15 protein-coding genes are annotated in these 18,472 nt (G+C 62.6%); 7 read left to right on the top strand and 8 right to left on the bottom strand.

What is annotated here, in order from left to right; genetic code table 11:
* The first annotated feature begins 93 nt into the window (after nt 1-93).
* Complete coding sequence (locus ACVWZ8_RS16880) at nt 94-600, top strand: DUF2004 domain-containing protein (RefSeq protein ID WP_426978266.1); 507 nt, start codon at nt 94-96, stop codon at nt 598-600.
* Between the two features lie 91 nt (nt 601-691).
* Here ACVWZ8_RS16880 and metE read toward each other — a convergent pair whose 3' ends face one another.
* Nucleotides 692-3,022: a 5-methyltetrahydropteroyltriglutamate--homocysteine S-methyltransferase gene (gene metE / locus ACVWZ8_RS16875; protein ID WP_456505262.1), complete on the bottom strand. Its 2,331-nt coding sequence runs from the start codon at nt 3,020-3,022 to the stop codon at nt 692-694.
* 49 nt (nt 3,023-3,071) lie between these two features.
* Complete coding sequence (locus tag ACVWZ8_RS16870; protein ID WP_426978268.1) at nt 3,072-4,058, bottom strand: methylenetetrahydrofolate reductase; 987 nt, start codon at nt 4,056-4,058, stop codon at nt 3,072-3,074.
* Nucleotides 4,059-4,534: 476 nt separating this feature from the next.
* Between ACVWZ8_RS16870 and ACVWZ8_RS16865 the strand changes: the two genes are divergently transcribed.
* Both ACVWZ8_RS16865 and ACVWZ8_RS16860 read left to right on the top strand, forming a co-directional pair.
* Complete coding sequence (locus tag ACVWZ8_RS16865; RefSeq protein WP_456505261.1) at nt 4,535-5,275, top strand: hypothetical protein; 741 nt, start codon at nt 4,535-4,537, stop codon at nt 5,273-5,275.
* A gap of 91 nt (nt 5,276-5,366) precedes the next feature.
* Nucleotides 5,367-5,570 carry a hypothetical protein gene (locus ACVWZ8_RS16860; RefSeq protein ID WP_426978270.1) on the top strand — a complete coding sequence of 68 codons (204 nt, stop codon included), beginning with the start codon at nt 5,367-5,369 and terminating at the stop codon, nt 5,568-5,570.
* Nucleotides 5,571-5,631: 61 nt separating this feature from the next.
* Here ACVWZ8_RS16860 and ACVWZ8_RS16855 read toward each other — a convergent pair whose 3' ends face one another.
* From ACVWZ8_RS16855 to ACVWZ8_RS16830, 6 genes are all read right to left on the bottom strand, one after another.
* On the bottom strand, nt 5,632-6,834 hold the full coding sequence (locus ACVWZ8_RS16855) for an ROK family transcriptional regulator (protein ID WP_426979700.1): 1,203 nt from the start codon (nt 6,832-6,834) through the stop codon (nt 5,632-5,634).
* 133 nt (nt 6,835-6,967) lie between these two features.
* Entirely contained in the window at nt 6,968-8,128 is a 1,161-nt protein-coding gene (locus ACVWZ8_RS16850; RefSeq protein WP_426978271.1) for a class I SAM-dependent methyltransferase, read from the bottom strand.
* A 93-nt stretch (nt 8,129-8,221) separates the two neighbouring features.
* On the bottom strand, nt 8,222-9,388 hold the full coding sequence (locus ACVWZ8_RS16845; protein ID WP_456505260.1) for an NAD(P)-binding domain-containing protein: 1,167 nt from the start codon (nt 9,386-9,388) through the stop codon (nt 8,222-8,224).
* Between the two features lie 33 nt (nt 9,389-9,421).
* Nucleotides 9,422-9,610 (bottom strand): PhnA domain-containing protein, encoded by a 189-nt coding sequence (locus ACVWZ8_RS16840; RefSeq protein WP_426978273.1) that lies wholly within the window; start codon nt 9,608-9,610, stop codon nt 9,422-9,424.
* A 994-nt stretch (nt 9,611-10,604) separates the two neighbouring features.
* Nucleotides 10,605-11,675 (bottom strand): restriction endonuclease, encoded by a 1,071-nt coding sequence (locus ACVWZ8_RS16835; protein WP_456505259.1) that lies wholly within the window; start codon nt 11,673-11,675, stop codon nt 10,605-10,607.
* A 79-nt stretch (nt 11,676-11,754) separates the two neighbouring features.
* Nucleotides 11,755-13,722, bottom strand: a complete 1,968-nt coding sequence (locus ACVWZ8_RS16830; RefSeq protein WP_456505258.1) for an SIR2 family protein — start codon at nt 13,720-13,722, stop codon at nt 11,755-11,757.
* 364 nt (nt 13,723-14,086) lie between these two features.
* Between ACVWZ8_RS16830 and ACVWZ8_RS16825 the strand changes: the two genes are divergently transcribed.
* The 4 genes from ACVWZ8_RS16825 (at nt 14,087) to ACVWZ8_RS16810 (ending at nt 18,417) form a co-directional block, all read left to right on the top strand.
* The gene (locus ACVWZ8_RS16825) at nt 14,087-14,389 is read left to right on the top strand and encodes a hypothetical protein (RefSeq protein ID WP_456505257.1); all 303 of its coding nucleotides are present in this window, start codon (nt 14,087-14,089) and stop codon (nt 14,387-14,389) included.
* Between the two features lie 193 nt (nt 14,390-14,582).
* A complete protein-coding gene (locus ACVWZ8_RS16820) occupies nt 14,583-15,863 on the top strand; it encodes a dsDNA nuclease domain-containing protein (RefSeq protein WP_456505256.1) in 1,281 nt (426 codons plus the stop codon).
* Entirely contained in the window at nt 15,860-16,453 is a 594-nt protein-coding gene (locus tag ACVWZ8_RS16815; protein ID WP_456505255.1) for a hypothetical protein, read from the top strand. Before ACVWZ8_RS16820 ends, ACVWZ8_RS16815 begins: the two co-directional genes overlap by 4 nt.
* Entirely contained in the window at nt 16,450-18,417 is a 1,968-nt protein-coding gene (locus ACVWZ8_RS16810; protein ID WP_456505254.1) for a hypothetical protein, read from the top strand. The genes ACVWZ8_RS16815 and ACVWZ8_RS16810 overlap by 4 nt, the downstream gene beginning before the upstream one ends.
* Nucleotides 18,418-18,472 lie beyond the last annotated feature (55 nt).

The following is an 18,472-nucleotide window of genomic DNA, read 5'->3' as shown; positions in this document are numbered from 1 at the left end:
AATGTACCCGCCACGGGCCGCGGGGCCGGTCCGGTACCGGATAAAACCTTGGGGATGCTGGAACGGAGCGGTTTTCAGGACTATGTTGAAGATATGAACAAGGTAGCGAGCAAGCACTTCGGAGACGTCGAGCTCAACCACGGAAGGGACCACAACTTCACCGCCAAGCACGAACTGGCGGGTCATCCCGTGGAACTTGACCTGAATGTCAACGCGCATGACCGCTTCGACGAAGCAGCCATGCACAAGGTTGACTACCGGCTGCGCTTCCTGCCTGAACTCGTGGACCAGGTCCGCGAAATGATCGCCGAGGAACTCGAGCAGGAGGGCACCAGCCCGCAGGAGTACCGGCACTTCCATTGCAACGCGATCAAGGACGAGCACCTGAAGAAGGTGTTCGGCGTCCAGGACAAGAGCCAGCTCACCGACGAGGTCTTCCTCAAGGCGCTGAAGCTGGGCCACGTGGGCATCTTCCCCGGCCAGCCGGAACGCTATTTCGTGCTGGACTTCACCCTCGGAGTGCATTTCACCGATGAGGTCCTGGTGGCCTCGGCGGACGAGGACGGCGTCGTGGACGACGAGATCCTCTGGGAGTCCTGACTCCGCCGCCGTCGCAGGACACAGCGGAACGTACGACGCCGGCCGGTCACCTTGCGAGGTGACCGGCCGGCGTCGTACGTGGTTGAGCGTGCTACTTAGCCGCCTCCAGCAGTTGCGCGCGGACCGTCCGGGTGGCGTGGACCAGGTTGCGCAGGGACTCCTCAGTCTCGGCGTAGCCGCGGGTCTTCAGGCCGCAGTCCGGGTTGACCCAGAGCTGGCGGGACGGAACGTGTTTGACGGCGGTGCCGAGCAGTTCGGTGACTTCCTGCTCGCCCGGGACGCGCGGCGAGTGGATGTCGTAGACGCCCGGGCCCACGCCGCGGCCGAAACCGTGGGATTCGAGGTCGTGGACAACCTCCATGCGGGAGCGGGCGGCCTCGATCGAGGTGACGTCGGCGTCGAGGCCGTCGATCGCGTCGATGATGGCGCCGAACTCGGAGTAGCACAGGTGCGTGTGGATCTGGGTGCTGTCCCCGGCGCCGGCCGTGGACAGGCGGAAGGACTTCACGGACCAGTCCAGGTACGCGGCCTGGTCTGCCTGGCGCAGCGGCAGGAGTTCGCGCAGGGCGGGCTCGTCCACCTGGATGACCTTGATGCCGGCGGCTTCGAGGTCCGCGATCTCGTCCCGGAGGGCGAGGGCGACCTGGTTGGCGGTCTCGCCGAGGGGCTGGTCATCGCGGACGAAGGACCACGCCAGGATGGTGACCGGACCGGTGAGCATGCCCTTCATCGGCTTGTTCGTCAGGGACTGCGCGTACGTGGCCCATTCCACTGTGATCGGGGCGCTGCGGGTGACGTCGCCCCACAGGATGGAGGGACGGGTGCAGCGTGAGCCGTAGGACTGGACCCAGCCGTGCACGGTGACGTCGAAGCCTTCGAGGTTCTCGGCGAAGTACTGGACCATGTCGTTGCGCTCGGGCTCGCCGTGGACCAGGACGTCGAAGCCGAGCTCTTCCTGCAGCTCCACGACGCGCTTGATCTCGTCCTTCATGAGCTGCTTGTACTGCTCGGTGCTGAGCTCGCCCTTGTTGGCGCGGGCCCGTGCGGTGCGGATTTCGCCGGTCTGCGGGAAGGAGCCGATGGTGGTGGTGGGCAGCGGCGGCAGGTGCAGGGCCTCGGTCTGCGCGGTCTCGCGGACGCCGTACTCGGAGCGGCTGAAGTCGGCGTCGGTCAGCGCGCCGATGCGGGCCCGGACCTCGGCGCGGCGGACGCCCTCGGCGCCGGCGCGGTCGGCGATGATGCGGGTGGCTTCATCGATGGCCGGCTGGACATCTGCTTCGTCACTCAGCAGGCCGGCGAGGGTGACAACCTCGGTGGCCTTCTGGTCGGCGAAGGCCAGCCAGCTGCGCAGCTGCGCGGACAGCTGGACTTCCTCGTCGACGTCGTGCGGGACGTGCTGGGTGGAGGTGGAGGTGCTGACGGCCAGCCTGGCGACAGACTTCTTGAGCTCCGCGATCTTGTCCGCGGAGGCCTGGAGGTCGTTGCGCCAGATGTTGTGGCCGTCCACGACGCCGGCGACGAGGGTCTTGTTGCCCAGCGCGGCCAGGGCAGCGGCGGAGGGGACCTCGCCCTTGAAGACGTCAAGGTGCAGGGCGTCGATGCCGGTGGCGGCGAGGGTGCCGAGCTGGCCGTTGAGCGCGCCGTAGGGGGTGGAGACGAACAGCTGAGGGCGGCTCGCCGCGGCGGAGAGGACCTCGTAGGAACGGGCGACGGCGGCCTGGATCTCGACTGCGGGGATGTCCTGGTCCACCACGAGGGCGGGTTCGTCCAGCTGGACCCAGCTGGCGCCGGCGGCGGCGAGCTTCTCGAGCAGGGCGGCGTAGACGGGCAGGACGTCCTCGAGGCGGGACAGCGGGCTGAAGCCGGCCGGGGCGTCGTCGGAGGCCTTGCTCAGCAGCAGGAACGTGACCGGGCCGACGAGGTACGGGCGGGTCTCCACACCGTTGGCGAGGGCGTAGGCGAACTCCTCGACGATCCGGTTGGAGGTCAGCGCGAAGCTGGTCTCCGGACCGATCTCGGGGACGAGGTAGTGGTAGTTGGTGTCGAACCACTTGGTCATTTCGAGCGGCTGCTGATCCTTGGTGCCGCGGGCGAGGGTGAAGTAGCCGTCGATGTCGAGCTGGCCCTCGGCGTTGAGGAGCTTGCCGAAGCGGGCCGGCACGGCGCCGAGGTGGGCGGCGGCGTCGAGCACCTGGTCGTAGTAGGAGAAGGTGCCGGGAACGGCGGCGGCCTCGGTGAGGCCGAGTCCCTGGAGGCGCTTGGCGGTGCCGAGCTGGATTTCCTTGGCGGCGGCGTCCAGGGCTGCGGCGTCGATCTTGCCCGCCCAGTAGGCCTCGACGGCCTTCTTGAGTTCGCGGCGGCGGCCGATGCGCGGGTAGCCGAGGATCGAGGCGGAGGGGAAGGGGGTGTTCTCTTCAGTCATGGAAAGTCCTTGGTGTTGGTGGTTCGGTGCGGAGGGAAGCTGGTGGTGCCTAGCTGGCGAGCAGGCGGCTGGCAGTGCGCCGCGCGCTGTTGTGGCGTGATGCGCTTTGCCGGTGACCGCGGTGCGGGCGGGGCAGCGCGAGTTTGTCCAGCACCTCGAGGGCGCTGGCGTGTTCGTTGAAGGTGTAGAGGTGGATGCCGGGGGCGCCGGCCGCCAGGGCCGCGTTGGCCAGGTCCACGGTGGCGCTGACCCCGATCCGGTTGCGTTCGGCGTCCGTGTCCGCGGCGGCGAGGCGTTCGAGCAGTTCCGGAGCCGGTTCCACCCCGGTCAGTTCGCCCAGCCGGGTGAGCCGGCGGATGCTGGTGAGCGGCATGACGCCGGGAATGATCGGGATGGTGACGCCGGCCCGGCGGGCACGGGTCAGGAGGTCCGCGTACTGCTCGGTGTGGAAAAAGACCTGGGTGATGGCGAAGTCGGCGCCGGAGCGCTGCTTGGCGAGCAGCACCTCGACGTCGTGGGCCTCACTCGGGGATTCCGGATGCCGGGTGGGGTACGCGGCCACACCGACGGCCACCTTGCCGGCGCACAGCAGCGCCGATCGGCGCTGCTCCACGCGGCGGATGAGCTCGATCAGGTCCTGGGCGTAGCGCAGTGAGCCCTCCGGCGGCGTGCCGCCGTCCTTGGGCTGGTCGCCGCGCAGGGCAAGGATGCCGCGCACGCCGACGTCCAGCAGCTCGCCGATGATCTCGGCAAGCTCCTGCGGGGAGTTGCCCACGCACGTCAGGTGGGCCAAAGGCCGGAGCGTGGTTTCCTGCACGAGCCTGTTGATCAGTTCGACGGCGTTGTTGCGGTTGGAGCCGCTGGCGCCGTAGGTCACGGAGACGTAGTCCGGGTCCGTGGACTCCAGTTCGCCGATGGTGGTCCAGAGCGATTCCGCAGCCGCGGGCGACCGCGGCGGGAAGAGTTCGTAGGACAGCGCGACGGGTGCTGCGCCCGCCAGATTGGGATGGGTGTCGATAAGGCTTGGTGGAGACATTTGCGTCCTTGGCTGTGGACACTGACGCCAGGACGCCGAAAAACCGGATAACCGGAAGTCCGGAAAACACTGCCGTCAGTGAATTGAGTTTGGGGAACACGGAGAAAACTTCGGCAGGACGCAGCCGCGACTGTTACGCCTGACACGAAGTTATCCGTGAGCAAATGTCAGGCCCACATGGGGGCACCCACACCCTCCTTGGCCGCCGTGGGGCTGGCCTTCAGCGGAGGATCGCTGACACGTTACCTCGGTAACTTGTCTACAACTGTAGGGGCCCCCGCGGGGGCATTCAAGTCGACTGCCGAATTAAGACGCGGCTTTACGCGACATCGCGGGTCCGGACAGAATTTTGTTCGCAGTTTGGGCCGATTGTGTGGTTCCTCGCGGGGGCTTGACACGAGTGAACTCTCGATAAACGACCGAAGTCACGGACGACTGTTTGACCAACCTGTTTGACCAACCCGGAGGGCAGCTCAATGAAACAGCTACAAAGACTGGGGCTTATCGGCCTGCTTCTGGCGCCACTGCTGGGGGCCGGAATGGCCACCGCGGGGATCGCGTCTGCGGCCACCACAAGCTGCCAGCCCGCCACACCCGCACCGACTGACCCCTACCCCGGCACCACGGTCGTGGCCGACAACTTCGAATCAGGAAGCCTGGTTCCGTTCATCGTCCACAGCGCCGGAACCGGAACCGCCACGGTCTCGTCAGCACTGGCACACTCAGGCGGCTGCGCCGGCTACCTGCACGTAACCTCCGACCCCGGCGCCCTGGCTTACCTCTCCGCCCCTCTTCCCGCGGGCACCCCGGCCGCCTACGCAGATGGCTGGTTCAACATCACCACGGCCGGCCTGGCAGGCGGCAACGTACCCTATTTCCGGTTCTTCTCCGGAACCATCCGGGTCGCGGACGTCTACCGGTACAACAGCAACGGCCAGCTCTGGCTGCGCGTGACATCACCAACCGGCGCCTCCGTCTACACACGCCTGCTGGCCTCCAGCATCCCCCTCAGCTCCTGGCATCACGTCGTCACGCACGTCATTGCCAACACGAGCGCCACAACGATAGAGGTCTGGTTCGACAGCGTCATCGTCTATTCCAGCAACCAGGTCAGCACCGGATTCACCACCTTGTCGGCCGTGCAGCTCGGCGCCGAACACACCAGGCAGATGGGTGACAACTACCTCGACGACATCATCATCAAAAGCGGCTCGTAAAAGCAGGGCCGGGCCGGAGACTGCTGTGGAAGCGGAAACCGGGCCGATGGGAGCCCTCCCCATTGCGCGTGTGCGGGACTATCCTGTTGCCATGATCCAGCTTCCAGCCAGCTACCAGGAATATCTCGTCGGCAAGAGCGAGAGCTTCGTCAACACCGTACGGCCCATTCTGATGCAGTCCGCAGCGGACAAGTCACATGGCGTCCGCGTCTCCTACAACCGCGGCCCGACCGGCCACCAGGCGCACCTCGACGAATCCATCCCTTTCGGCACTGTCATCGAGGACATCGACTGATACCTACCCGGGAGGACGCCGGCCCCGGGAGGAGGCCTGCCCCGGCCTACCCCTCGAGCACCTACCCCTCGAGCAGGAGTCGCTGGGATCGCGGAGCGAGCGTGTGCTCGAGCACGAGGCAGGCCGCGCCGACTGCGCCGACGTCTTCGCCGACGCCGGTGCCCACCACCTCGATGGCGTGGATCTTCCGGGTGGCGCTGTTCTCCTCGACAAGCCCCGGGACCAGCGCCAGGTATGCCTGGGAGAGGCCGGTCCAGAACGGGCCGCCGAAGACCACACGGTCCACGTCCAGGGTATTGGTTACGGCCGAGACGGCGCGCGCAACAAGCACGGCGGATCGTTCGATGATGTCCGTGGCCAACTGATTCCCGGCGTAGGCGGCGGCGCAGAGTTCCGCGAAGCTCTCCTGGACCGCGGGGGCACTCCTGTCCTGCCGTGAGCCGTCCAGGACTCCGGCCGCTTCGGCCTGGGCCACCAGCACCTGCGGAATGCAGGAGGACTTGACGCAGCCGCGCTTGCCGCAATCGCAGGGCGGGCCGTCGGGGTCCACGGTGATGTGGCCGATCTCGCCGGCATTTCCGGAGGTGCCGCGCACTACTTCGTCGTTGAGGACGATGCCGCAGCCGATGCCTGTTCCCATGTACATGAACACGAAGCTGCCGGTACCGCTCGGGCCGCCTGCCCAGGTCTCGGCGACGGCCGCGCTGGTCACATCCTTATCCACCAGCGTGGACAGGCCGGTGGCCTCGGCCAGGGCGTCCCGCAGCGGGACCCGGTGCCAGCCAAGCAGGAGCGGCGGGTCAACGACGGTGCCCTCCTCAAGGTCAATGGGGCCGGGCGATGCGACGCCGAGCCCGGCGATCTTGGAGGGGTCCACGCCGGAGTCCTCGACGAGCTGCTTGATCTCCGCAGCAATGGTCTCAATGACGGCACCGGGGTCCGTGCCGGACGGCGTCGTGATCCTGGAGTGCTTGACCACGGCCCCCACCAGGTCCAACACAACGAACGTCACCACGGCAGGGTCAAGGTGCACGCCCACGGCGTACATGCCGGCCGGATTGAGCCGGAGCATGGTCCGGGGCTTCCCCGGGCCGGTGCCCTCCTTTCCGGCCTCGACGATCAGGCTCTGGTCCAGCAGCCGGCGGGAGATGTTGGAAATGGTCTGCGGCGACAGGCCGACGATCCGGGCCAGCTCCACGCGGCTCAGACCACCCGGGGAACGGCGGATGGCGTCGAGGATAACGGTGAGGTTGAAGTCGCCCATGCGGGGCAAATTTGTTCCGCGCCGTGGCGAGGTCTGGCGGATCTCAGTCACTGATTCCCCTCAACGTCTTCGGCTAAGCACTGCTTATCTCAGAATCGTACGTCACGCACCTGTTGCCGCCCACGCACCGGCTTCACACTCCGGCAGATTTCCGGACGCTCACCGTCACCGTGAATTTCGGGTTCCGCCCGACCTCGCGGGTGGGACCGATCAGCCGCTCCAGCGCGGGCCGGTAATGCAGATGGCTGTTGTACACCGTCCACAGCTCCCCGCCCGGCGCGAGGACCCGGCCCGCGGCCTCGATCAGCTTGATACCCGCACCGGCATGGATCGCGGCTCCGATGTGGAACGGCGGGTTCAACAGGACCAGTTCGGCGCTCCCGGCCGGGAGGGAACTCATGGCGTCGTCCTGGAGCGCCTCGATCTGCTGCTGGAGTCCGTTGGCACGGGCCGTGGCCCGGGCGGACTCGACGGCGGCCGCGGACTGGTCGGTGGCGATGACCCGGGCGCCTGGGTTGGCCCGGGCGTAAGTGGCCGCCAGGATCCCCGTGCCGCAGCCAAGATCAATGGCGTGAGCGGCGGACGGCATCCGGGGCAGGAAGTCCAACAGGAACCGGGTCCCGATATCCAGCCCCGTCCCGGCAAAGACGGCCCCGTGGGCGCAGACCGTCAGTCCCAGCTCCGCGTTGCCCGCGGTGACGGGGAAGGGCGGGCCGGCAGTGACCGGCCTCGGGCCGCTGGCCCGCAGGATGCGTGACTTCTGCCGGGCGAGCTGGGGCTGGACCTCGCCGAAATAGCGCTCCAGCACCGCGTTCATGCCCAGGCTCATGTGTTTGACGCGGCCGCCGGCCAGCAGCACGACGTCGGGAGCGGCGTACCGGGCCACGGCGTCGACGATTTCCTCGAGCTCGGCCAGGGACCTGGGCAGCTGGAGCAGCACGGCGGTGGCCCCTTCCAAGAGCGCGGCGCCGAGCGGGAGTTGTTCGAAGCCAGCCGTGATGCCCAGGGCATCGGCGTTGTTGCGCAGCGCGCGTTCGCCGGTGACGAGGTCCTGGTGGACGCGGACCGGCCAGGTTCCGGCTGAAGCGGCGACGGCGTCCAGGCCGAGCGCCCCAAGGGTCAGCGCACCGTAGCGGTCCCCCACGACCGCGAGCCGGCTGCCGGGCGTCAGCATTCCTGCCACGGTGTCCAGCAGGAGCTTGTCCGTCGCGTCCCAGGCCTGGAGGCTGGCTGCCTCAACGTCCGGGAACCTCCGCAGCTGAGAAAAGAGCGATTCGAGATTGTTGTCCGCCACGCGCGGGCTGCCGCCTTGTCTGTTCAGGATTGTCTGTTCAGGATTGTCTGTTCAGGATTGTCTGTTCAGGATTGTCTGTTCAGGATTGTCTGTTCAGGCCTGGGTCTTGAGGGGCCCCAAGGGTTCAGGGCCTGTACCAAACTTATCCTGCTCCGTCAGCATATTGAGGATGCCGGCCACGGCGGCCCGGCCTGCCCGGTTGGCGCCGATCGTGGAGGATGAGGGGCCGTAGCCGACCAGATGGACCCGCGGCTCCGAAGCCACCTGGGTGCCGTCCATCGCGATGCCGCCGCCCGGACCCCGCAGGTGCAGCGGCGCCAGGTGATCGAGCTCGGCGCGGAAGCCGGTGGCCCACAGGATCACGTCGGCGGCCAGGAAGCTTCCGTCGGCCAGCCGCACGCCGTCGGGTTCGATCGCGGTGAACATGGGACGCCGTTCCAGCCCGCCCCGGGCGGCCGCGGCGCGAAGGGCCGGGGTCAGGATCAGTCCGGTCACCGAGACGACGCTCTGCGGCGGGAGGCCCTGGCGGACGCGCTCTTCGACGAGGGCGACGGCGTCGCGGCCGGCCTGCCGGTCGAACCCGGCGTCCCGCCACACCGGTTCGCGCCGCGTGAACCACGTCGTCGCGGTGAGTTGCGAGATCTCGTCCAGCAAGCCGACGGCTGAAATGCCGCCGCCGACCACGATCACATGCTGTCCCCGGAACTCTTCGGCAGAAACGTAGTCCGCGACGTGCAGCTGACGTCCGCGAAAGCCGGAGCGCCCAGGGTAGATGGGCCAGAACGGCCGGGTCCAGGTGCCGGTGGCGTTGATCACTGCCCGAGCGGACCAGTCACCCCGGGAGGTTGAAATCCTGAGGCGTCCGGCCGGGTCGCCGTCCTCCCGGCGGACGGCATGCACCTTGACGGGCCGCAGGATGGCCAGTCCGAGCTCGTCCTCGTAGCCGCCGAAGTAGCGGCTCAGGAAGCTCGAGCTCGCCTCCTCCGGGTCGACGGACGGCTGCGGAATGCCGGGCAGGTCGCTGATGCTGTTTACGGTCGCCATCCGGAGGCTTTTCCAGCGGTGGCGCCACGCCCCGCCGGGGCCGTCCTCAGCGTCGAGCACGAGGTACGTCCGGGCCGGCGCTGCCAGTTCCCCAGCGGCGTCAATACCCGGGGCTTCCGTTCCCGCGGGGACGAAGCCGCGGCGCTGCAGGTGGTACGCAGCCGAGAGCCCGGCCTGGCCGGCGCCGATCACGACGACGTCGGCGGGCCGCGGCATTACTTCCGGCTGCTCAGGAATGGTGGGCCCCGCTCAGATTTTCTTGACGACGCTGGACTTGAGCTGCATGGGGCCGACGCCGTCGACCTTGCAGTCGATGTCGTGGTCCCCCACGCCGCTGGCGAGGCGGAGGCCGCGGACCTTCGTGCCGACCAGGAGCGCCCCCGGCTCGTAGGTGTAGTCGCTGGAGCATTCGGGGCACGGCGGCAGGGTCTCGTTCACGTGCCCAATATTAGCCGTTGCTACCGGGCCGGTCTGGCGGCGGGTCTGGCGGCGCGACGGCCGAAAAACGGTTGAGGCCCTACTCAATGAGTAGGGCCTCTTCGGTGGGCGTCTTGCAGGCGTACTCGAAGATGTCCCGGCAGTTGGACAAGCTAAAGAGCCTCATCGAGCTGCATGGCACGGCCAGCCGAGTCCCAGAACCGGCCCCGATGCCTCCGCGCAGAGCACGGAGGCTGACAGAGGAGCAAGTGGCCAAGATCGCCACGGAGTATGAATCCGGCAAGACCGTCTACGAGATCTCGAAGTCGCTGAAGGTGCCACGGACAATGGTCAGCACACACCTTGCGCGCGCCGGGGTGATCACGAGACATCGGCCGCTGACCGAGAGTCAAATCGACGAAGCAGTTCGCCTCTATGAAACCGGCCTATCACTGGCTCGGGTTGGAGACAGAATCGGAGCTGCGGCGAGAACTGTCCAATTGCGTTTGAGGGAACGGGGTGTTCAGATGAGGGATTCCTCAGGACAAGCGTGTGTCTAGCCTCGCAGATCATGCCCTGATGAAATCCGGCTAGGGGCTGTATTCTTGACACTCAAGTTCATAGAGCTAGGTGTGGGTCCGGGCAAGGGGGTGCAAGTCCTCTCTGGGTCACCGCTATCGGAGTCCTCTCAGCGTTGCTTCCTCTTTTCGCACGAACAAGCAAGCGATTCACGATCAACCGCAGAAATGAAAAGAAGAGAACAGCCAGAAAGGAGGCCACCATGGTCAAAAGCATTTTCCATGTGATTTCGGGTATTGGATGCGGTGTCGTGAGTGCAGTTCTCACCCAGACCTAGCGCTATGAACCGGGCCCTCCCTGATCGGTCCACGCCCAAGTACAGCACAACAAGATCGAGTTCTACGAAGGCCGTCGCCTCATCGTCGAGAACGGCAAGCTCCGTCGCCGACTCAAGTTCCGCAGCTGACCCCCAAAGCCCTACGGAAGAGATGTCGGGCTATCGACTGTCTTCGAGCAATACCCATGTCTTCTGCAAAGGAAGGCTGGCCTGCATGTCTTCAGGAAGCGCGTTGTAGTGCTTGAAGATCGCATCGATGAGATCGTCGGAGTTCCAAACAGCAATCTGAAAGTGCTGCCCAATTAGCTCGTCGCGCGCGGGTTTGGTGATGCCACCGAGGGCCACAAGCAGCCCTTGGTCAGCCTGATTGCGAGACACGGCACCGTGGAGCTTTTGAAGGATATCGTCGCCCACCGGAGTTGGCTGGGACTTGACTTGGACAACCAAGCGAGGCGCGTTCATACCGAAGACTCCAGTTCCAGCAAGGATGTCAATGCCCCCGTCCCGTCCTGGTGGGGAGACAGTACATTTGAAGCCCTCCTGCTCCAGGATCGCAGCGACTAGTTCGGTCAACCGGTGGCCGTCAAACGATTCGCGAACCCGTGAACTGATCCGATCCTTGGTATAGCGCAAGACATCGAATCCAACAGGATCAGCGGCCAGGTCCTCGTCAAGGGCAACAGCTGCGGCCTCCTCCTGCGTGTCACGCGGGGCGCCACGAGACGGACGAGCACCAGGGTCCGCAGCGCCTGTCAAGACCTTGGCTAGCCGCCAAGCGGCGTCATTTCGACGAATCTGACAGACGGTGAGAAACGCGCCGAGTGAATACAGCAAGTCCTGTCCGAGACTGGTTCGAGGCAGGTCCTTTTGAATCCAATCGACAGTCCGAATGTGGCGCCTCCCTGGATCGGGATTCGCAGAATCATATTTGTAGTCACCAGTGATTCGTCCGACCGCAAGATATGGCGTGCCCTTCAGCGGCTGCACCACAACGTCTCCGACCGTCATAGACATTGAGAATGCCATCAACTGGGCCGCATAGTTTATCGTCTGGGGTCTGGTCACTCCAGGAATATTGTCGCGGACCACTTCTCGCATGTGATCAGTATTCATCACCGCGCTGAGGTCCGGGATCTCATGAAATCCGAGTCCTGCGACACCTGAATCCAGAGCCCACTGGTCGCGCTCTCCCGCACGTCCTCCGCGAACCAACCACGCTTTTGCATCCAACGTAAGGCCTCTTGTCTCCAAATCAATCTGTCTACCAAATCGATGCCAACGTATCAGAATCAGTCGACAGACGCCGGACCTAAAGGTCCCCTATGCGGAAGTAGTCCGGGACAACGCCGCTGCCTCCCGGAAGACTTCGGATTGCCGCCGTGTGTCCCAAGCTTCCGACTGCGATATCCACGGCCTCACATGTGGCCACTAGTGAGGCCCAGTCGCCGCCACAAAAGCCTGCCTTCATCAGCACATGCAGATGGCCCTGTCGTTCAAGCTCCGCGAGTATCTTTTGCCCGAAGAGAGAGCTGTGTCCATAGCGGTTGCGGGCAGCTTGCGCGAACAAGTATGGCGACCACGCCGGAACGATGCTGGCATATTGGCCAAGAGCGCGATCAAATTGCTGACTACTTTGACGAAACGACGCCTCTGCATTTTCCAATCGGTCAACATCATTTGTGCCCATCGCTTCATCCACGGCACCCTTGGCCTCGAGTCGCGCTTGACGAATGGCCTCAATCTTTGTGATCTGCAGGTTGGAACCGCTCAGGCTGAAGGTAGCTTCAACCAAACGCAAGAATTCGAACGCATCCCAGGCTTCGTCGTATGCGCCGGCCCCAACATTTAGATGATCAACGAATAGAGGGGCCAAGTGCTCAAAGAGGCGTTTTCCTGCTTTGTCCGCACCACCATAAGAACGAACGGGCTCAAAGCCGAGACAGAACTTTGCAGGCCCCCGGTCAGGATCCTCTGCCACCGTGGTCAGCAATCTGTGAACCAGGTCAAAACGCCTTGCCGCGACCGCGGCGACACCGGAAGCATACAAGAGCTGTACGCCGCTCACTTTGGGCAGCTCAAGTACGTTGACTAGGCCGCTGCCGCGACTTCTCGTTGCCAGTCGAGGAATTTCATCCATCCACCACCGATCCGTCGAATCGTCGCCCCAGTAGGCAGATGTAGCAGCCAGGCCCGCAAGGATGGTTGTTGCCTCTTCGACGCGGTCCACCATGGCGCGATATCCACCGTTCGGCGATTCCTCGCCGGACATACAGGTCGCTAAGTCTTTCTGGGACTGAAGTGTGTCGACTTCCTGCTTGATCTGATCGTGCAGACCTATGGCAGTCGGGCGGCCGGCCAAATAGCGCTTGGCAGATGCCACTGTGGTCGCAAGCGTCAGAGGATGGCGGCTTTGCCTATCAGCCAGGGATGCCACGGCGTCGGAAAGTCTGCCCAGTGCGGTGTCAGCGTCCGCAGCTACGTGGACCGCGCCAATGCTCGATCGGAGGCTATCTGCAACTTCGCTGAATTGCCCCGGTTCGACCCAATACGGCTGGTAGACACGGCGTGAACTGGCCGCGATAGCGGACCTTAGGGCTGGATCGTAAGTTGCGGACCATCCTACGAACACCAACCCGTGGTCATATGTGATCCGGCTGAGAAAGTCCTTCGTCGTGGGGCAGTATGCTGCCAGCTCCGACTTTGTATTGAGCATTGCCGTTGGGTTCAAGTAGTCCCCGTGGAGGTGGATGACCACGGAAGACAGTGTATGTAAGGGAGCCATTCCTTCAATATCAGACGGCTGGCTGATCACGACCGGCTCAATGCCTTCGTCTTTCAACGCCGTCTCCATAAGGCGGTCGAAATTGAGCGTCAGAATGACTCTCACGACTCCCTCGGCCACTAGCCGGGCGATGGAGCGATGCGCGAGGGTCGGTTCCTTCAGCCGCTGCTCGCGTTCTTCCTCTGTCGGCTCGAAGAAGTGTTTGAGGAGGCTCTGGCGAGTATGTTGGGTCGGCGCCAAGTGCTCGAGCAGGCTCTCGTATGTGGGCTCGTTCCCGAACTTGTCTGCATACCAGGCCACGGTGTCGTCGGGCTGCTCGCCATAGACCGTTGCCAATTTGGCGAGCAACTCCGTTTGAACGCCCCATGCAGACGGCACACCGCTGGGAACTGAAATTCCAGCGCCAAGCACAAACGTGTAGGAGCCGGGTGATGAGTGCATCGAAAACGCTAAGCTGATCAGTTGGTCTAGCTGCGACTCATTTGTCGAAAGCACGTAATTCTCCCAGGAGGTTGGCGGAACATCCCCACTGTAGCCAACGGCAGCGACAACGAAGCCCAGGGACGAAAGCAGACACTAGCCGGGAAACCAAAGAGGGAAAGTGCACTAAGCAACCGCGTCCATGCGTTGTGTCCGAGGACCTACATAGGATGAATATGCCAATGGCGCACGTCATCGCAGGTCAGCAGGCTGCACTGGATTTCGAGTAAGACACTCAAGGTGGCGACGTGAGGGCGTTTTGCAGGCCTACTCGAAGCAATCCCGGCAGCTGGGCAAGATCCGAAATCTCGTCAGTATATATACAACCGCCAACAGGATCCCGGATCCAGACCCGGCGCCTCGGCGCAGAGCACGGAGGTTGACTGAAGAACAGGTGGCCAAGATCGGGTCAGAGTACGAATCTGGCAAGACCGTCTACGAGATTTCCGAGTCGCTGGAGGTGCCACGGACGATGGTCAGCACACATCTTGCGCGCGCCGGAGTGATCACCAGACGTCGGCCGCTGACCAATGGCCAGATCGATGAAGCAGTTCGGCTCTATGAATCCGGTCTCTCACTTTCTCGGGTTGGCGACCAGATCGGGGCGGCATCGAGAACGATTCAGTTGAGGCTGAGGGAGCGGGGGATCCAGACCCGGGACACGACGGGGCGCAACAGGTAACTCTAACCAATCCCAGATAGTGAACTCCGGGGAGATGCTGGAACATTGCACTCCGCTCACTTGTCTGGCCCACGGCCAGGCCAACGTAGGCTACTCGAGCTATAAGTGCTCGACTTTCTCGGCTGGCCAGTAGAGTCATCTTTAAGCCAAGAGATCGTCGACTTTGAGGGAGCAGATTTGAGGATGGGGGCCAATGTCTGAATTCCAGAACAGCGGGTCTGCGCATCAAGTGCCGGGTCTCCAGCAACCCACCCTCCTTTCGGGCAAGACGGACGCGCTCGCTGAACTCACGTCAGACAGATCTGGCTACGAGACATTTTCAAGATACCGCTGGCAAGCAAAACAGTCAGTGTGGCAATGGCTAACCTGCCTGAGTTCAGTTGATCCGCCCGCGGCAATTGTTTGTGAGCACGTCGAAGACATAGTGATCGTCTATAACTCCAAGCTTCGTTTCGCACAGCTCAAGACCCGTGACAAGGGATCGTGGAGCGCCAGTAGGGTGTGTTCAGAAGGGCACGGTATCGACGCCTTGATCCGTTCGTTTCTGGAAGCCGAAACGCACGGCCTACACGAGGTGAGTACCTTTGAGCTCTGGCTGGAGGGACCAATGGCCGAGGCACGGGAAACTGTCAGTTTCTTCTCCGCCCCGCCGGTGGCCGGCCTCAAGCTCCGTAGGAAGATCATGGAACTTGGAATGCCTTCCAAAAAACTGGATAGCTTCCTTGACCGACTCGTCATTAAGCCCCAGCAGCCAACTCGCCTTCACATCGATGCCGTGATCTTGCAGTACATTGGAGCCCTTTGGCCCGCGCTTACAACGCCCGAGCGAGAGAACCTGTTCAGCACGCTTCTTGTGGCCGCACAACAGGCTCAAGCTAACGAGCCAAGTCTGTCCAACGTCGTGGCTCGTCTTGCCGAACAGATCCATGATTTACCGGCGAATGCCCGCGACTCCGCGAGCATCGAAATGTTGGGGTTGGGAGCCCTCACTAATCAGACCTTAACAAGAACATCCCTGATGTCCATAGTTCCGCCTCTTCCGGACAGTTCTCGAGAGGACCTCCTGACAAGGATCAGAAACGGGGAAGTGACGTCTGCCCTGGAACTAAAAATGCGGGCTGCCGGTGTCTCCAAGGAAAAGATCGACATGGCCCAAGGACTACGCGCGGATGCTGAGATAGGTCGCCAAGAAATCCTTGGAAGTCGGCCGGACGCTGGTACTGTTCTGGCAGGTCTGGAGAAACGAGTTCTTCAAACAGCCGAAGCAACCGCTGCGCGCGCAAAGTTGATGGCCGGGGGCAATCCTGCAATCGCAGCACAGCCTGGAGAGTATGTGGTTGCCGAGCTCTTGAGTCAACCGATGCATCTCGCGTACCTCGACAGCGACAGGATTTTCCAATCGGACAGCAACTTAGTGTTCGGTTTTCTGTGCCACCTTTCTGATACCTGCAAGTACTGGTGGCAAGCTTCGTGACAGAAAACCAAGAAACACATCTCTATGAATCGCAGGCAGGCCCGGCGTCGAGGTGGCAGCAGTTCCGCGCTACCCCTGAAGCAGAAGCACGCCTCCTCTTGCTTATCGACGGATTCAGCAGGAAGACGACGGGCCCGCGGACACTCGAGGGACGCGTAAAACTCGCGAAGCTGGACTTCCTCCTTCGATATCCACACCACCTGGCACGAGTCCTGGAGCGACGAAACGTTGACTCGAGGACGCGAACGGAAGTTGTCGATATCGAGGACGCCGCACCAATAGACAGCCGAATGATGCGCTATCGGTACGGTCCATGGGACCCGGCCTACTACGCGCTATTGGGGGCGCTGATAGGACGGCGCCTGATTCAGGCCCTGCCCCTGTCGGGAAGCAGCGGATTTGGCTACCGTACGACGGCCGAAGGGGAAAGGGTAACCGCAAACCTCGCAGCAGATGATTGCTTCGGCGAGCTCAACGCTCGCATCAGGATTCTTCGTCGCCATCTCGACTTGTCCGGAACGGCCCTTAAGAACCTGCTCTATGACCTGCCCGAGGTTGCAGATGCCACATGGAAGGAGGACATACAGTGAACACGTCCCCAGGCGGTAACACTGGTGACTCGACGTCCACAGCAGTCTCCGCGCCGAAGGATCATCGTCTACGCATTGTCGAGGTCGAGTTGCTGGGCGGCGGCCGCAATATTCAGCTGTTTCCATCTTTGAACTTCGTTCGCGGAGATATCACAACCGGTAAGACAACCTTCGTTCGATTACTCCGGGCCCTGCTGGGCACAGTGCCCGACGTTCTGCCACCTGAAGTAGGACTTGTCCGGGCGCTGCGAGGGACAGTCCAGCTTCGCAGGAACACTTGGCACGTCTATCGTCCGCTAGTAACCACTCGGACCGCGCCTGTTGAGGTCGCTCGCTTTGATGCCGACGACGACACTCTCTCACAAGAGGCGGTCCGCCTGCCGGCTTCAGGCGCCGAAGCATCCTATAGCCGGTTTCTCCTTGATCAACTGACTCTGCCCGCTGTGAGCGTCCCCGAGGCTCGAACCGACCCCACCTCGAGGTTGTCTGCAGTCAGTATGACCGATTGGCTGGGGTACTGCATCGTCACCGGTGATGAACTGGATTCGGATGTATTCGGTCACAAGGACCGCTTCAAGAACCAAAAGCGACGGTGGATCTTCGAATTAGCCTACGGTTACTACGACGTCGAGCTGGCCGGCTTGATCGCCAGGCGCCGAGGGGTGGAACTCCGTCTGGACAGCCTTGATAGAGAGGCAGAAATCATCCGGCGTTTCCTGGAAGACACGCCTTTCTCCGACGCGACCGCGATTCAGGGGGAAATTTCAGACAAGGAACGAGTACGCAATTCTCTCGAGGAGCATCAGCGGACAGTGGCTCAGGAAACCGTGGACGCGGCCGAAGTCGGAGATCTCCGCAAAGCTGTTCTGGAACACCGGAAGACGCAAGATAACTTACAAGCTGAAGAGGCGTTCCTCACGACCCAACTTGCCGATCTGCAGGAACTGAGACGTCAACTTATCAGCCAATCAGCGCGATTGACCCGCGCCATTGTTGCCGACGAATGGCTGGTGGACTTCGACTTTGTCGTCTGTCCGAGATGTGGCAACAGCGTCGAATCGCACCGCGGTGGTGACGGCCATTGCTATCTGTGCTTGCAACCAGAAACCTCGACGACTTCGCGTGAATCGCTTCTAACCGAGCAAGACAGGGTTATTAGTCAGGTTTCTGAGACTGATCGCGTTCTGGAATTGCGTCAGCTGTCGCTCGAAAAAATAGGAGCACAGCTTCTATCCAACGAAGCGGTCTTGCATCGCTTGTCCGCTGAGTTGGACCAAAGAACCGCGGCATTTGTTTCGGACGGTGCTGCCATTATTCGTGCGCAAGCCCGAGACCTGGCTACGGTCAGTGCGGAGATCGAAAAACTCAACGACTACGCCTCACTCGTTTCGCGTCACCAAGATCACGCTCAAGTTCGTAGGGAACTGGAAGAGGAACGTGACGACATCAGCCATGCAATAGAGAGCCGGGAAGCCAGCCAGCACGAAGCCGACGAAAACCTGCAAGCGCTTGAGAAACGAATGCTCGACTATTTGGAACGACTACACATTCCACAGTTGGGAGACCTTCTCACGGTCAGGGTCAATCGAACGACATACCTACCCGAAATTAGCGGCAGATCGTTTGATGAGCTTTCCAGCCAGGGGCTTAAGACGCTGGTCAATGTTGCTCATGCACTCGCCCACCACACGGTCGCCATTGACAGAGGCCTACCTTTGCCCGGGTTGCTCGTACTCGATGGGATCTCAGCCAACGCCGGCCGCGAAGGGTTTGATCGCGACCGGATAAGCGACATGTATCGATTGCTAATTGAAGTCGGGGAGGAATACAAGGACCACCTTCAACTAATTGCCGTGGACAATGACATACCCGCATCAATAATCGAAGATGTCAGGGGTCTCATTGTTCTCGAACTCAGCCAGCAAGACAGGCTAATCCGTGTCATCCCAAGCAATGATGCCTGACCACATGGACTGCCCAAGACTCACGGCATATCTGGGCAGCCCCGCACTTAGCGCG

The organism is Arthrobacter sp. UYCu723 (assembly GCF_054059215.1).
This window is presented reverse-complemented; position numbering and strand designations above follow the sequence as displayed.